The organism is Sphingopyxis sp. (assembly GCF_035998905.1).
Lineage (GTDB): Bacteria > Pseudomonadota > Alphaproteobacteria > Sphingomonadales > Sphingomonadaceae > Sphingopyxis.
In genome coordinates this window covers 224,783-240,312 of record NZ_DASYHG010000030.1, presented here as the reverse complement: position 1 = coordinate 240,312, position 15,530 = coordinate 224,783, and the positions used below count along the sequence as shown (strand labels likewise).

Below are 15,530 nucleotides of genomic sequence, written 5' to 3'. Positions count from 1 at the left end.
GCGATGGCGATTGTGACGCCCGGCCAGTATGCGGGCACCAATTTCGCCGCGATCGATGGCAAGGGGCGCATCGCCGTCCCCTCTCAGTTCCGCAACAATGTGCCCCTCACTGCGGACGGCCAGCGTGTGCTTTGGGTCGGTTTCCACGAGAAGCTGCCCTGCCTCGTCGCCTATGGCCAGGATCAGTATGACCGGCTGAACGGCGAGATCGAACGCGACCGCGAAACCGCGCGGCTGCGCAACCTCGACTTCGACGAGGACGCCGAATTCAAGAAGCGCTTCAGCTACACCGAGCCCTATACGCTCGACGACAGCGGCCGCTTCCTGCCCAGTTTCATCCACCGCGACCGCGTCGGCGATGCCGGCGCGACGGCTTTTGTGGGGTCGGGCCGCCGCCTCGAAATCTGGTGGCTGCCGACCCTGGCCGAATGCGCCGAGGCCGACCCGGTCCTCCAGCGTCTCGCGGCGTCGTGGGATGCCACGAAAGGGAAGGGGCGAAAGTGACCGACCTTCCCCCCGAACTTCCTCGGGATCCCCGTCACGATCCGGTCCTCCGTGAAGAAGTCATCGCCGCGCTCGCCATCCTTCCCGGAGAACGTCACGTCGATGCGACCTTCGGCGCCGGCGGGTACACGCGCGCGATGCTCGCCGCGGGTGCCGATGTCATCGCCTGCGACCGCGATCCCGATGCGATTGCCGGCGGACAGGCGCTCGTCGAAGAAGCCGGCGGCAAGCTCACGCTGGTCCACGGCCGCTTCGGCGAAATCGACCGGCTGCTCGCCGAGCGCGGGATCGATGCGGTCGACGGCATCACCTTCGACATCGGCGTCTCGTCGATGCAGCTCGATCAGGGCGAGCGCGGCTTCTCGTTCCAGAAGGATGGTCCGCTCGATATGCGCATGGCGCAGGAGGGCGAAAGCGCCGCCGACTGGTTGAACCGCGCCGACGAGACCGAGATCGCCGACGTGCTCTTCCATTATGGCGATGAACGCCAGTCGCGCCGCGTCGCGCGTGCGATCGTCGCGGCGCGCCCGCTGACCCGGACCGGCGAACTGGCCACGGTGATCCGCAAGGCGCTGCGCCATCCGCCCGGCGCGCCCAAGGATCCCTCGACGAAGAGCTTTCAGGCGATCCGTATCCACATCAACGGCGAGCTCGACGAACTCGTCGCGGGGCTCAACGCCGCCGAGCGGCTGCTCCGCCCCGGCGGCCGGCTTGCGGTTGTCAGCTTTCACAGCACTGAGGACCGGATCGTGAAGAATTTCCTGCGCGAACGCAGCGGTGGCGATGCCGCGGGTTCGCGTCACCGGCCCGCGCCGACGACTCCTCTGGCGCGGGCCGCAACCTTCGAAACCCCGGCGCGCAAGGTGCGCCCGGGCAAGGCCGAAGAGGCACGCAACCCGCGCGCCCGCTCGGCAACACTGCGTAGCGCGATCCGGACCGCTGCTCCGGCCCATTCGACGATGAAGGAGGCAATGTCATGCTGATGGCGGCCCGCAAGCTCCAGGGGATCGGCCTGGTCCTGCTCGTGCTCATCTTCGCGATGATGCTTTACCCCGTGTCGCTCAAGGTTGCGGCGACGCGCAGCGAATTGACGCGCATCGAACGGCAGATCGACCGGACGCGCGACAATATCCGCTATCTCGAATCCGAACTCGCGGTGCGCGCCTCGATGCGCCAGCTCGAACAGTGGAATGCCGACACCTTCGGCTATTCGGCGCCCGATGCCGGCCAGTATCTGTCGAACGAACGCCAGCTCGCGTCGCTCGACCGGCTGCCGCGCGCGCGCGGCGCCAACGAGGTTGCGCCGGTGCTGATGGCGATGGTCTCGCCCGTCGGTACCCCGGCGCCGGTCAAGGCGGCGGTCGAACCGAAAGCGGCGGCGGCCAAGCCCATCGTGATCGCGCAGGCCGATATCCGCAGCGATACGCCACCGCGGATGGCGCCGACGCGCCGGCGCGAACAGCTCAAGATGATCGAAGACCAACTGCTCGCCGAATCGACGCTCGCCGATCTCAAGCGCGCGGCCGCGGCCGAGGCGGCGGGAGGAAAGTCCGGCCGATGAACACGCTGGTCGTCCGTCCGACCCGGGTTCGTACCGCTGGTGTGCGGCAGCAGATCCTGCTGACCGCGCAGCAGCGTTTGATGATCCTGATGCTTTTGTTCGGGGCGGCCTTTTTCCTCGTTTCGGTGCGTCTCGTCTATTTCGCGCTGTTCGACACCTCGTCGAACCGGGGCGCGGCGACCGCCTTCGTTCCGGCGCGCGCCGATATCGTTGACCGCAACGGGGTGCCGCTCGCGCGCACCATCGACGGTTATTCGATCCGTGTCGTGCCCTCGAAGCTGCTCAACAACCGGCAATATCTGGCCGACGAGCTGGCCAAGATTTTCCCCGATACGCCGCGCGAGGAGCTGCTGGCAAAGGTCAGCGGTTCGCGCCCGACCTATATTCGCCGCCGCGCGCTACCCGACCAGGTCGCGGCGGTGAACGCGATCGGCGACGTCGGTTTCGATTTCCCGCGCGAGAAGGAGCGGCTCTATCCGCAGCTCACCCTTGCCGCGCATGTGCTCGGCTTCACCAATGCCGAGGGACATGGCGTCACCGGCGTCGAGGGCGCGCTCGACCAGCGGCTGATCGACAAGGCGACGCGCGGCGAGCCGCTCGCGCTGTCGATCGACGCGCGCGTGCAGGGCGTGCTCGAAAGCGAATTGAGCGCGGCGGTCGCCAATCTCGAGGCGATCGGCGGAGCGGGCGTCATCCTCGACGTCCACACGGGCGAGGTCGCCGCGATGACCTCGCTACCGACTTTCAACCCGAACAAGCTGACGGGCAGCGACCCGGCGACGCGCCGCAACGCCGTGACCTATAATCTCTACGAGCTCGGTTCGACCTTCAAGCCGCTGTCGATCGCCGCCGCGATCGACGATGGCGTGGTGACGAACATGGCACGCCGCTACGATGCGTCGGCACCGCTCGCGATCGCGGGCTTCCGTATCCGCGACAGCCATCCGGGGCGCTGGTACAATGTCCCCGAAACGCTGATCCAGAGCTCGAACATCGCGACCGCGCGCATCGCCGACGAACTCGGCCGCGAGAATATGGAGCGGCTCTTCCGCAATCTCGATTTCGACAAGCGTCCGCAGATCGACCTCAAGGAACGCGCCTTCCCGCTCTGGCCGCGCGATTGGGGGCGGCTGACGACGATGACGACCAGCTATGGCCATGGTATCGCGGTGACCCCGATGCACCTCGCCAGCGCCTATGCCGCGCTCGTCAACGGCGGCATCTATCGCCCCGCGACGCTGATGAAGCTCGGTGACAAGGCGCCGCCGCAGGGGCGACGCGTGTTCAAGGCGGCGACCAGCGCGCGGATGCGTCAGCTCCTTCGCCTCATCGTTTCGGACGGCACCGGCAAACAGGCCGACGCGCCGGGCTTCCGCGTCGGCGGCAAGACCGGGTCGGCCGAAAAGCCGGGGGCGGGCGGCTATCGGCGTCATTCGCTCGTCTCGACCTTCGCTGCGGCTTTCCCGATGGACAATCCGCGCTACATCGTTCTCGTGATGATCGACGAACCCAAGGGCAATGCGTACAGCTCGGGCCAGCGTACCGCCGGCTGGACCGCGGCGCCCGTGGTGCGCAAGGTCGTCACCCGCGCGGGTCCGATGCTCGGCGTCTTCCCCGACGAAAGCCGCGACGTCGATGTCTCCGAACTGATTCCGCTCGTGCGGAAGGGCGAGGAAGCGAACTGATGCGTCTCGCCGCGCTGCTCGACGATCAGGGACTGGAGGGCAGCGATCCCGTCGTGACGGGGCTCGCGATCGATCATCGCAAAGTTGCGCCCGGAACGATTTTCGGCGCCTTCGTCGGCGAAAAGTTCAACGGTGAGGATTTTATCGCTGCGGCGATCGAGGCGGGCGCGGTAGCGATCGTCGCGCGCCCCGAAGCGAAGGTGGAGGGCGCGGTGCATGTCGCCGATGCCAATCCGCGCCGCGCCTTCGCGCATATCGCCGCGCGCTTCTTCCACCGCTTTCCCGCGACCTGCGTCGCCGTCACCGGCACGAACGGCAAGACCTCGACCGTCGAGATGACGCGCCAGCTCTGGCGCATGGCTGGCTTCAACGCCGCCTCGATCGGCACGCTCGGCATCACGACGTCGCTCGAAAGCGCCTCGACGGGCCTCACCACGCCCGACATCGTCACCTTCCTGTCGAACATGTCGGGCCTCGCCGCCGAGGGCGTGACGCACGCGGCCTTCGAGGCGTCGAGCCACGGCCTCGACCAATATCGCACCGAAGGGCTACCGGTGAAGGCGGCGGCCTTCACCAACCTCAGCCACGACCATCTCGACTATCACGGCACGATGGACGCCTATCTGGCCGCGAAGCTCCGCCTCTTCTCCGAAGTCGTCGAGCCCGGCGGTTCGGCGGTGGTATGGGCCGACGACGAATATTCGCCCGCCGTGATCGACGCGGCGAAGGCGCGCGGCGTCCGGCTGCTGACCGTGGGCGCAGGCGGCGAAACGCTCCGCCTCGTCTCGCGCGAGCCGACCCAGCTCGGCCAGTCGCTCGTGATCGCGGCGGGCGAACTCACCCAAAAGGTCGAGCTGCCGCTGATCGGGGCCTATCAGGTCGCGAACGCGCTCGTGTCGGCCGGACTCGTTGTCGCGACGGGCGGTGACGTTGTGCAGACGCTTGGCAATCTCGCGCGGCTCCAGCCGGTGCGCGGACGGCTCGAACGCGCCGCGATCACCAAAAACGGCGCCCCCATCTATGTCGATTATGCGCACACCCCCGACGCGATCGAGGCGGCGCTCGACGCGCTTCGCCCGCACGCGACCGGCCGCCTGATCCTCGTTTTCGGCGCCGGCGGCGATCGCGACCAAGCGAAGCGCCCCGAAATGGGCAAGGCGGCGGCTGCGAAGGCCGAGGTGCTGATCATCACCGACGACAATCCGCGCGGCGAAGATCCTGCCGTCATCCGTGCGGCTATCGCCGCCGCCGCGCCGGGTGCGCAGGTCATCGGCGACCGCCGCGCCGCGATCGCCGCCGCGATTGCCGAGGCACGCGCCGACGATATCATCTGCATCGCGGGCAAGGGTCATGAACAGGGCCAGATTGTCGGGCGCGGCGATGATATGCGCGTCATCCCGTTCGACGATGTGATGGTTGCGCGCGAGGAGGCGGCATGAACCCGCTCTGGATCGCGCGCGCGATCGCATCGGCCACGGGCGGAGCCGCGAGCGCCGATTTCACCGTCCACGGCGTCGCCTTCGATTCGCGCGAGGTGACGAAGGGCGACCTCTTCATCGCGATGAAGGGCGAGGTCGCCGATGGCCATGCTTTTATCGACAAGGCGATTGCCGCGGGCGCCGCTGGCATCGTCTGCGAAACCGCGATCGACCACCCGCATGTCCGTGTCGCCGACAGCGCTGCGGCGCTGAATGCGCTCGGCATCGCGTCGCGCGCGCGCAGCCATGGCCGGATCATCGGCGTCACCGGCTCGGCGGGCAAGACGGGAACCAAGGAGGCGCTGTTCGCCGCGCTCGATCGCTTCCGCCCCGGCAAGGCGCATCGCTCGGTCAAAAGCTATAACAATCATGTCGGCGTGCCATTGAGCCTTGCACGCATGCCCTCGACCGCCGACTTCGGCGTCTTCGAAATGGGGATGAACCACGCGGGCGAACTCGCCGACCTGACGCGGATGGTGCGTCCGCACGTTGCCATCGTCACGACGATTGCCCCCGCGCATATGGAATTTTTCAGCGGCGAAGAGGCGATTGCCGACGCGAAGGGCGAGATATTCGAGGGACTCGAGCCCGGCGGTACCGCGATTGTGCCGTTCGACAGCCCGCATTACGCCCGGCTGCGCGCCAAGGCGGAGCAGCACGCTGCCCATGTCGTCAGTTTCGGGCTGGGCGAAGGCGCCGACGTGCGCGCGGTTGACTGGCTTTCGGACGGGAAGGGCGGCTCGCTCGTCACCGCGCAGGTGCAGGACTCGCTCCTCTGCTTCACTATCGCGCAGGCGGGCGCGCATTGGGTGGCGAACTCGCTCGCGGTGCTCGCGGCGGTGAAGGCGGTCGGCGGCGACCTCCCGGCGGCGGGTCTCGCCTTTGCCGAAATGGGCGGGCTCACCGGGCGCGGCGCGCGACACCGCGTCGACGTGCCGGGCGGCCACATCCTCGTCATCGACGAAAGCTATAACGCGAATCCCGCCTCGATGGCGGCGACGATCGGCCAGTTCGGTACCGAATCCGCCGACCGCAAAGTGGCGATTCTCGGTGCGATGAAGGAACTGGGTCCCGGCGGAGAGGCGTATCACGCGGGTCTCGCGGCTCCGCTCGTCGCGGCGGGAGTGCAATTCGCCCTGCTTGTCGGCGAAGAGATGGCGCCGCTCGCCAAAGCGCTTGAGGGCCGCATCGATTTCGAGCATGTGGCCGCCCACTCTGCCGCGACCGCGCGGCTCAAACACCTGATCCGCGCCGGCGACGCCGTGCTGGTGAAGGGGTCGAACAGCGTCGGCCTGTCGCATGTCGTGACGGCGCTGACCAACGGGGATTATTGATGCTTTACTGGCTGGCGGAATGGCTTGGCTTTCCGGGGGCTCTCAACCTCATTCGCTACCTGAGCTTCCGCTCGGGGGCGGCGGTTGCGACCGCGCTGATCATCGGGCTGTGGATCGGCCCGCGCTTCATCCTGATGCTGCGGATGCGGCAGGGGAAGGGGCAGCCGATCCGCGACGATGGTCCGCAAAGCCACCTCGCCAAAAAGGGCACGCCGACGATGGGCGGGCTTATGATCCTGATTTCGCTGATGATCTCCGCGCTCCTGTGGATGGACCTGTCGAACCGCTTCGTCTGGGCGTGCCTGTTCGTGACCGGCGGGTTCGCCGTGGTCGGCTTCCTCGACGACCTCGACAAGGTGACCAAGGCCAGCCATCGCGGGATTCCGGGGCGTGTGCGCCTGCTGATCGAGTTCGTGATCGCCGCGGTCGCGGTGCTGCTGATCGTCTCGCGCACCGGCACCGACCTCTATCTGCCCTTCTTCAGCGGCATCGTGATCCCGCTCGGGCCGTTCTATTATGTCTTTGCGATGGTGCTGATCGTCGGTTTCGGCAATGCGGTGAACCTGACCGACGGGCTCGACGGGCTCGCGACCTTCCCGGTGATCATCGCCAGCCTGACCTTCCTCGTCATCGTCTATCTGTCGGGTAACGTGAAGTTCGCGGGCTATCTCGGCATCCCGCACGTCCCCGGCGCGGGCGAGCTTGCGGTCTTTGCCGCCGCGATCATCGGCGCCTGCCTTGCCTTCCTGTGGTTCAACGCGCCCCCCGCGGCGGTCTTCATGGGCGACACGGGCAGCCTCGCGCTCGGCGGCGCGCTCGCGACGATCGCCGTCACCGCGCAGCATGAACTCGTCCTCGTCCTCGTCGGCGGGCTGTTCGTGGTCGAAGCACTGTCGGTGATCATCCAGGTCTTCTGGTACAAGCGCACGGGCAAGCGCGTGTTCCGCATGGCGCCGATCCACCATCATTTCGAACAATTGGGCTGGCCCGAATCCACCGTCGTCATCCGCTTCTGGATCGTCTCGATCGTCCTCGCGCTCGCAGGGCTCGCGACCTTGAAACTCCGGTGATCACCTCGCGCGTCTTTGCCGGCCGCCGCTATGCGGTGCTGGGACTGGCGCGCTCGGGTCTCGCGACCGTCGAGGCGCTGATCGCCAGCGGCGCCGGCGTCACCGCGTGGGACGACCGCGAGGAAGCGCGCGACGATGCGATGGCATTGGGCGCTGACATCGGGAACCCGCTCGACATCGATCTCATCGGCTTTGCCGGCGTCGTCGTGTCGCCCGGCGTGCCGCTCAACCGCCACCCGATCGCCGCGCACGCGCGCGAGGCGCATGTGCCCGTGATCGGCGACGTCGAACTTTTCGCCGAGGCGCAGGGCGAGCTGCCGCCGCACAAGGTGGTCGGTATCACCGGCACCAACGGCAAGTCGACCGTCACCGCGCTCATCGCGCATATGCTGGAGAGCGCGGGCGTACCGGTGCTGATGGGCGGCAATATCGGCCTGCCGATCCTCAGCCGCGAGCCGCTCCCCGAAGGCGGGGTCTATGTCCTCGAACTGTCGAGCTACCAGATCGACCTGTCGCACAGCCTCGCCTGCGATATCGCGGTGCTCACCAACCTCAGCCCCGATCACCTCGACCGCTACGACGGCTTCGCGGGCTATACGGCATCGAAGGCGCGGCTCTTCGGGCTCCAGCATCGTGATCAGGTCGCGATCGTCGCGGTCGACGACGATCCGTCGAAGATGATCGCGAGCCGGATCAACCATCGCCTGCACCGCGTGTCGGCGAAGGATATCGATCCGGTCGATCAGATCCGCTGGCCGGCGCTGCAAGGGCCGCACAACGCGCAGAACGCCGTCTGCGCGATTGCCGTGTGCCGTGTGCTGGGGCTGGATGACGAACAGATCGAGCGGGGGCTCGCGACGTACAAGTCGCTGCCGCATCGCATGGAATTGGTCGGCGAAGTCGGGGGGGTCAGCTGGTTCAACGACAGCAAGGCTACCAACGCGGCTTCCGCTGCACCGGCGCTGGCGGCTTTCCCGCCGGCGCCGGACCAGCGTCTTCACTGGATCGCTGGCGGCAAGGCCAAGGGCGACGGACTGGCGGCGTGCCATCCGTGGTTCGGCCACGTCAAACGCGCCTATCTGATCGGCGAGGCGATGGAGACCTTCGCGGCCGAGATCGGCGATGCGATCCCGGTCGAGCGCTCGGGGGATATGGCGACCGCGGTGAAACAGGCGGCGGCGGCGGCGAAACCCGGCGATATCGTGCTGCTGTCACCGGCGTGCGCCTCGTTCGACCAGTTCAAGGACTATGAGCAGCGCGGCGACGCGTTTCGCGCCGCGGTACAGGCGCTCGGGGCATGAGCGGGGGGGACAATATGGACGCGACCGAAAGGCCGGTGATCGCCACGACGACGCGTACGACAAAGCGCCGCGGCCCGCGCCTCAGCCGCGCCGACCGCACGCCGCTCGGGCTGTGGTTCTGGGAAATCGACCGCGTTCTGCTGCTCCTCGTGTCGATCCTCGTCGCGATCGGGCTCGTTGCCGTCGCCGCGGCATCGCCCGTCGCCGCGCAGAAACTCTCGACCTCGACCGCGTCGCTCGATCCGCTCTATTATTTCTATCGCCAGCTGATGTGGGTGATGGTCGGCGTGCCGGTGATGCTCGCGGTGTCGATGCTGCCCAAGCCGCAGGCGCGGCGTTTCGCGATTTACGGCACCATCACCTTCCTCGTCCTGCTCTTCCTCGTGCCGCTGATCGGCACGTCGGTGAACGGTGCACAGCGCTGGATCGGCAGCGGCGTTTTCCGGCTCCAGCCGTCGGAATTCCTCAAACCCTTCTTCGCGGTGTCGCTCGCGTGGATCCTGTCGCTGCGGCTGCACGACCAGAGCCTGCCCGTCGTCCCGCTCGCCGCCGCTTTGACAGGCGTCATCGCGCTGCTGCTGATGGGGCAGCCCGACCTCGGGCAGACGATCATCTTCGCCGCGACCTGGTTCGTGCTCGTGCTCGTCGCCGGCCTGTCGATGCGGATCATGGGGATGCTCGCGGGCGCGGGTGTCGTCGGGATCATCCTCGCCTATTTCTTCTATCCGGTCGCGCAGCAGCGTATCAACATCTGGCTGTTCGCCGAGGGTGACAGCTTCCAGGTCGACAAGGCGCATGCGACGCTGACGGCCGGGGGACTGATCGGCACCGGCCCCGGCGCCGGCCTCGCCAAATTCCAGCTTCCCGAAGCGCACACCGACTATATCTTCTCGGTCATCGGCGAGGAATTCGGGATGATCGCGTGCATCGCGATCGCGATCCTCTATCTCGCGATCATCGTCCGCGTCCTCGTCCGCCTGCTCGACGAGGAAGACAGCTTCCTGATCCTCGCCGTCGCGGGGCTCGTCGCGCAGTTCGGCGGACAGGCGGTGATCAACATGGCGGTGAACACGCAAATCTTCCCGTCGAAGGGGATGACGCTGCCGTTCATCAGCTATGGCGGTTCGTCGTTCATCGCTTTGTCGATTGGCATGGGTTTGCTCTTGTCGCTGACCCGCCGGAACCCCTATGCGGCTCGGGTATCGATGACCCGAAACTGGAACAAGAAATGACCGCAACACGCCACTTCCTTCTCGCCGCCGGCGGGACGGGGGGACATATGCTGCCCGCTTATGCCCTCGCGGGCGAACTGATCGCGCGCGGACACCGTGTTGCGCTGGTCAGCGACGACCGCGGGCTGAAGATTCCGGGGGCTCCCGCCGAACTCGAAACGCACGTGCTTCCGGCAGGGCGGGTGTCGGGCGGACCGGTTGGCTGGCTCAAGGCCGCGCTGGCGATCCGCAAGGGACGCCGCATGGCGATCGACCTGATCCGCGAGTTCGATCCCGCCGTCGTTGTCGGTTTTGGCGGCTATCCGTCGCTTCCCAGCCTGCTCGCCGCGGGCGCGACGAAGCGTCCGCGCGTGCTCCACGAACAAAATGCCGTGCTCGGCCGCGTCAACCGGATGATGGCGCCGCGCGTCGATGCGGTCGCGGTCGCCTACCATAATATCCAGCGCTACCCCGAAGGTCATGAGCTGAAGAAGCATATCACCGGCAACCCGGTGCGCGACGAGATCGTTGCGATCCGCGAGGACGGCTTCCCGCCGTTGCCCGAAGACGGCATCTTCCGCCTGCTCGTCGTCGGGGGCAGCCTTGGCGCGACGGTGCTGAGCGAAGTCGTGCCCGCGGCCATTGCGATGCTGCCGCGCGCGCTGCTCGACCGGCTGCAGGTCGTGCAGCAGTGCCGCGAGGACGATCTGGAGGCGGTGCGCGCCAAATATGCCGAGCTCGGCGTCGCCACCGAATGCGCGCCCTATATCAAGGATTTTCCCGAACGGCTCCGCTGGGCGCATATGGTCATCGCGCGCGCGGGGGCGTCGACCGTCGCCGAACTGGCCTGCGCGGGGCGCCCCGCGATCTTCGTTCCCTATCCAAGCGCGATGGACAACCACCAGACCTATAATGTCGTCGACCTTGTCGAAGCGGGCGGGGCGATCGCGTTCCAGCAACCCGACTTCACCCCCGCCGAGGTGGCGAAGCATATCCAGCGCATGGCGCTCGAACCCGGTGCGCTCGAAACCGCTGCCGAGCGCGCGGCGAGCTGCGGGCTTCCCGATGCGACGCGCGACCTCGCCGACCTCGTCGAATCGCTCGCGGCGCCGCCGATGATGGACGTGATCCGCGTCGGCGCATCGTCGCGTTCGGCTGCGGTCGCCGGCGGCGTCGCCGCTACCCGCGCAGGAGATCGCTGATGCGCGGCGTTGCGACCGATATCGGCACCATCCACTTCATCGGCATCGGCGGCATCGGCATGTCGGGTATCGCCGAGGTGATGCACAACCTCGGCTATCAGGTGCAGGGCAGCGACATCGCCGATGGCTATGTCATCGAGGGTCTGCGCAAACGCGGGATCAAGGTCGCGATCGGGCATGAGGCGTCGAACGTCGATGGCGTCGCCGTCGTCGTCACCTCGACCGCGGTCAAGCGCGGCAATCCCGAGGTCGAGGCCGCGCTCGCGCAGCGCATTCCGCTCGTCCGCCGCGCCGAAATGCTCGCCGAGCTGATGCGGCTCAAATCGACCGTCGCGATCGCGGGCACGCATGGCAAGACGACGACGACCAGTCTCGTCGCGGCGCTGCTCGACGCGGGCGGGATCGACCCGACCGTGATCAACGGCGGCATCATCAACAATTACGGGTCGAACGCGCGGCTCGGCGCGTCGGACTGGATGGTCGTCGAGGCCGACGAGAGCGACGGCAGTTTCCTGCGCCTCGACGGGACGATCGCGGTCGTCACCAATATCGATCCCGAACATCTCGATCATTATGGCAGCTTCGACGCGATCAAGGACGCGTTCGTCGAGTTCATCGAAAATGTGCCCTTCTATGGCGCGGCCATGCTCTGCCTCGACCATCCCGAGGTGCAGGCGATCATCCCGCGCATCCGCGACCGCCGCATCGTGACCTATGGCTTTTCGGCCCAAGCGGATGTGCGCGGCACCAATGTGACGCCCGGCCCTGACGGCAACCGCTTCGATGTCGTCGTGCGCGACCGCGACGGGAACAGCCGGACGATCGAGGGTATCCACCTGCCGATGTCGGGCCGTCACAATGTCCAGAACTCGCTCGCGGCGATTGCGGTGGCGCTGCACATGGGGGTCAGCGACGACAAGATCGTGTCGGGCTTCCACGGCTTTGCCGGGGTCAAGCGCCGCTTCACCAGGGTCGGCGAGATTGCGGCGGGTGAGGGCGTCGTCACCGTGATCGACGATTATGCGCACCATCCGGTCGAGATCCGCGCCGTGCTGTCGGCGGCGCGCGAAGGTGTCGGCGCGGGACGCGTCGTCGGCGTCGTGCAGCCGCACCGCTACACGCGCCTCCGCGATCACATGGACGATTTCCAGCAGGCGTTTAACGACGCGGATATCGTGCTCGCGCTGCCCGTCTATGCCGCAGGCGAAGCGCCGATCGACGGCGTGTCGTCGGACGCGCTGGTCGAAGGCCTGCGCGATCGCGGGCATCGCCAGGCGAATGTCGTTGCTGATGCTGGCGGGCTCGCTTCGGCCATCGCGGCGAGCATCGCCGCGGGCGACCTCGGCGCGGGCGACATGATCATCTGCCTCGGCGCGGGCGACATCACCAAGATGGCGGCGGGCCTCGCGGCGGCGGTCGAGGCGGCATGAGCGCTGCCGATACCCTCCCGGCCGTGCGCGGCAAGCTGACGGCGAAGGCGCCGCTGGCGCCGCTCGTCTGGTTCAAGTCGGGCGGCCCCGCCGACTGGCTGTTCGAGCCGAAGGACGCCGACGACCTTGCCGATTTCCTTCGCGACCTCGATCCTTCGGTTCCCGTGATGGCGCTCGGTCTCGGATCGAACCTGATCGTCCGCGACGGCGGTTTTCCGGGTGTCGTCGTCCGGCTCGGCAAGGCCTTTGCGAAAGTTGAAGCGATCGATGCGACGACGCTGCGCTGCGGCGGCGGCGCGTCGGGCATTCTCGTTTCCTCGACCGCGCGCGACGCGGGCATCGCGGGCATGGAATTCCTGCGCTCGATTCCCGGCACCGTCGGCGGCTTCGTTCGCATGAACGGCGGCGCCTATGGCGGCGAGGTCAAGGATATCCTCATCGACTGCGACGTCGTGCTGCGTTCGGGCGAGCGCAAGACGCTGCCGCTCGCGGACCTCGGCTACACCTATCGTCACAGCGAATTGCCCGAAGGCGCGGTCGTGACCGGCGCGACCTTCCGTGGTCGCCTTGGCGAACCTGCCGCCATCCAGGCCGAAATGGACCGCATCTCGGCGAGCCGCGAGGCGTCGCAGCCGCTGCGTTCGAAGACCGGCGGTTCGACCTTCAAGAACCCCGACGGACACAAGGCTTGGCAACTCGTCGACGAAGCCGGATGCCGCGGCTTTGCGGTCGGCGGCGCGCAGGTCAGCGAAAAGCACACCAATTTCGTCATCAACACCGGTGAGGCGACGAGCGCCGATATCGAGGCGCTCGGCGAGGAAGTCCGCCGCCGGGTCAAGGACAAGAGCGGCATCGAACTGCAATGGGAGATTCAGCGCGTGGGAGTGGCGAAGTGAGCCGGGGTCCTTGGCATGTTGCCGTCCTGATGGGCGGCTGGTCCGCCGAGCGCGAAGTGTCGCTGATGAGCGGCAACGGCGTTGCCGACGCGCTGGAGTCGCGTGGGCACAAGGTCACGCGCATCGACATGGACCGCGACGTCGCGCTGCGGCTGGCCGAAGCGAAACCCGACGTCGTGTTCAATGCGCTCCACGGCGTCCCGGGCGAGGACGGGACGGTGCAGGGCATGCTCGACCTGATGGGCCTCAAATACACGCACAGCGGCCTCGTCACCTCGGTCATCGCGATCGACAAGGAATTGACGAAGCAGGCGCTCGTGCCGCATGGTATCCCCATGCCGACGGGGACCATGGTCGACAGCGAAAGCCTCTTTTCCATCGACCCCTTGCCGCGTCCCTATGTGCTGAAACCCGTCAACGAGGGCTCGTCGGTCGGGGTCGCGATCGTCAAGGACGACAGCAATTACGGCAACCCGATCGCGCGCGAGGCGGTGGGGCCGTGGCAGGAATTCGACCGGCTGCTCGCCGAACCCTTCATCAAGGGGCGCGAACTCACCGTCGCGGTGCTCGGCGATCAGGCGCTTGCCGTCACCGAACTGCGCGTCAAGTCGGGCTTCTACGACTATGATGCCAAATATACCGATGGACTGACCGAACATGTCTGCCCCGCCGATGTACCCGATGACGTGGCGCAGCGGATGAAGGATCTGGCGCTTCAGGCGCACCGCCTGCTCGGCTGCAAGGGCGCCTCGCGCTCGGATTTCCGCTGGGACGACGAACATGGCCTGACGGGCATCTTCCTGCTGGAAGTGAATACGCAGCCGGGGATGACACAGCTTAGCCTCGTGCCCGAACAGGGGCGCGCCGTCGGCATGGATTATGCCGAACTCGTCGAACGCATCGTGGGGGAAGCGTTGTCATGAGCAGCACGAAGATCAAGCGCGCCAAGGCGCCGCCGCGGCGGCCCGCGCGCGCGCCGAAGAAACGCAAGACGATCAAGACATCGCGCGTCAACGCGATCATCAACGCGCTGCCGATCAGCCCGCAGCGGTTGCAAAGGCTTGCGAACTGGACGATCGGGCTCAGCCTGTTCGCGGTCGCCGGGATTGCCGCGCACGCGACCGGCGTGACTGCCAAGGTGCATGAGGAATATGCGCAGGCAGTCGGCCGCGCGGGGTTCCAGGTCAAGAAGGTCGAGGTCGTCGGCGCCGACCGCATCGACCGGCTGAAGGTCTATGACATCGCGCTCGCGCAGAAGGATCGCTCGATGGCGGCGGTCGACCTCGAGGACGTGCGCGGCGACCTGATGCGCTACGGCTGGATCAAGGATGCGCGCGTGTCGCGCCGCCTGCCCGACACGCTCGTTGTCGATATCGTCGAGCGCACCCCGGCGGCGATCTGGCAGCACAACAACCGCCTGTCGCTGATCGACGAAAAGGGCGTCGTGCTCGAACCCGTCACCGTCGCGACGATGCCCGACCTGCCGCTCGTCATCGGGCCGAAGGCGAACCAGCGTTCGCAGGACCTCGACCGGCTACTGACCGAGGCGAGCAGCCTCAAGGAATTGCTCGCGGGCGCGACGTGGGTCGGCAATCGCCGCTGGGACCTCCGCTTCCGCAGCGGCGAGACGCTGTCGCTTCCCGAAGGCGAGGCCGAGGCGAAGGCCGCGCTCGCCAAATTCGCGCATATGGACGGCGCCAACCGCTTGCTCGGCCGCGGCATATTGCGCTTCGATATGCGCGATCCCGCACGCTTCGTCCTGCGCCTGCCGCACGAAGGGCAGGTGGCGCCCGCGAAGCTCGACGATGCCCGCGCCGCGGTCGACGCGGTCGCCGAAGCCTCGGCGGAGAAGGGCTAA

At 67.2% G+C, this 15,530-nt stretch carries 14 protein-coding genes; all 14 read left to right on the top strand.

What is annotated here, in order from left to right; genetic code table 11:
• Positions 1 to 3 precede the first annotated feature (3 nt).
• Genes VGN62_RS20640 through VGN62_RS20575 form a run of 14 tightly spaced genes read left to right on the top strand, consistent with a single transcriptional unit; the run spans position 4 to position 15,530 of the window.
• A complete protein-coding gene (locus tag VGN62_RS20640) occupies positions 4 to 504 on the top strand; it encodes a division/cell wall cluster transcriptional repressor MraZ (RefSeq protein WP_327457489.1) in 501 nt (166 codons plus the stop codon).
• A complete protein-coding gene (gene rsmH / locus VGN62_RS20635) occupies positions 501 to 1,487 on the top strand; it encodes a 16S rRNA (cytosine(1402)-N(4))-methyltransferase RsmH (RefSeq protein ID WP_327457487.1) in 987 nt (328 codons plus the stop codon). Before VGN62_RS20640 ends, rsmH begins: the two co-directional genes overlap by 4 nt.
• The gene (locus tag VGN62_RS20630; protein WP_327457485.1) at positions 1,481 to 2,065 is read left to right on the top strand and encodes a hypothetical protein; all 585 of its coding nucleotides are present in this window, start codon (positions 1,481 to 1,483) and stop codon (positions 2,063 to 2,065) included. The genes rsmH and VGN62_RS20630 overlap by 7 nt, the downstream gene beginning before the upstream one ends.
• On the top strand, positions 2,062 to 3,750 hold the full coding sequence (locus tag VGN62_RS20625; protein WP_327457482.1) for a penicillin-binding protein 2: 1,689 nt from the start codon (positions 2,062 to 2,064) through the stop codon (positions 3,748 to 3,750). Before VGN62_RS20630 ends, VGN62_RS20625 begins: the two co-directional genes overlap by 4 nt.
• Positions 3,750 to 5,189: a UDP-N-acetylmuramoyl-L-alanyl-D-glutamate--2,6-diaminopimelate ligase gene (locus tag VGN62_RS20620; RefSeq protein WP_327457480.1), complete on the top strand. Its 1,440-nt coding sequence runs from the start codon at positions 3,750 to 3,752 to the stop codon at positions 5,187 to 5,189. Before VGN62_RS20625 ends, VGN62_RS20620 begins: the two co-directional genes overlap by 1 nt.
• Positions 5,186 to 6,562, top strand: coding sequence for a UDP-N-acetylmuramoyl-tripeptide--D-alanyl-D-alanine ligase (locus tag VGN62_RS20615; RefSeq protein WP_327457477.1), 1,377 nt, complete (start codon positions 5,186 to 5,188; stop codon positions 6,560 to 6,562). Before VGN62_RS20620 ends, VGN62_RS20615 begins: the two co-directional genes overlap by 4 nt.
• Positions 6,562 to 7,632 carry a phospho-N-acetylmuramoyl-pentapeptide-transferase gene (mraY, locus tag VGN62_RS20610; protein ID WP_327457475.1) on the top strand — a complete coding sequence of 357 codons (1,071 nt, stop codon included), beginning with the start codon at positions 6,562 to 6,564 and terminating at the stop codon, positions 7,630 to 7,632. The genes VGN62_RS20615 and mraY overlap by 1 nt, the downstream gene beginning before the upstream one ends.
• Positions 7,629 to 8,933 (top strand): UDP-N-acetylmuramoyl-L-alanine--D-glutamate ligase, encoded by a 1,305-nt coding sequence (gene murD, locus VGN62_RS20605; RefSeq protein WP_327457473.1) that lies wholly within the window; start codon positions 7,629 to 7,631, stop codon positions 8,931 to 8,933. Before mraY ends, murD begins: the two co-directional genes overlap by 4 nt.
• The gene (locus VGN62_RS20600; RefSeq protein WP_327457471.1) at positions 8,930 to 10,165 is read left to right on the top strand and encodes a putative peptidoglycan glycosyltransferase FtsW; all 1,236 of its coding nucleotides are present in this window, start codon (positions 8,930 to 8,932) and stop codon (positions 10,163 to 10,165) included. Before murD ends, VGN62_RS20600 begins: the two co-directional genes overlap by 4 nt.
• A complete protein-coding gene (gene murG, locus VGN62_RS20595) occupies positions 10,162 to 11,346 on the top strand; it encodes an undecaprenyldiphospho-muramoylpentapeptide beta-N-acetylglucosaminyltransferase (protein WP_327457469.1) in 1,185 nt (394 codons plus the stop codon). The genes VGN62_RS20600 and murG overlap by 4 nt, the downstream gene beginning before the upstream one ends.
• Positions 11,346 to 12,776, top strand: a complete 1,431-nt coding sequence (gene murC / locus VGN62_RS20590) for a UDP-N-acetylmuramate--L-alanine ligase (protein ID WP_327457467.1) — start codon at positions 11,346 to 11,348, stop codon at positions 12,774 to 12,776. Before murG ends, murC begins: the two co-directional genes overlap by 1 nt.
• Complete coding sequence (gene murB, locus VGN62_RS20585; protein ID WP_327457465.1) at positions 12,773 to 13,672, top strand: UDP-N-acetylmuramate dehydrogenase; 900 nt, start codon at positions 12,773 to 12,775, stop codon at positions 13,670 to 13,672. Before murC ends, murB begins: the two co-directional genes overlap by 4 nt.
• Positions 13,669 to 14,595, top strand: coding sequence for a D-alanine--D-alanine ligase (locus VGN62_RS20580; RefSeq protein ID WP_327457463.1), 927 nt, complete (start codon positions 13,669 to 13,671; stop codon positions 14,593 to 14,595). The genes murB and VGN62_RS20580 overlap by 4 nt, the downstream gene beginning before the upstream one ends.
• Positions 14,592 to 15,530, top strand: a complete 939-nt coding sequence (locus VGN62_RS20575; protein WP_327457461.1) for a cell division protein FtsQ/DivIB — start codon at positions 14,592 to 14,594, stop codon at positions 15,528 to 15,530. The genes VGN62_RS20580 and VGN62_RS20575 overlap by 4 nt, the downstream gene beginning before the upstream one ends.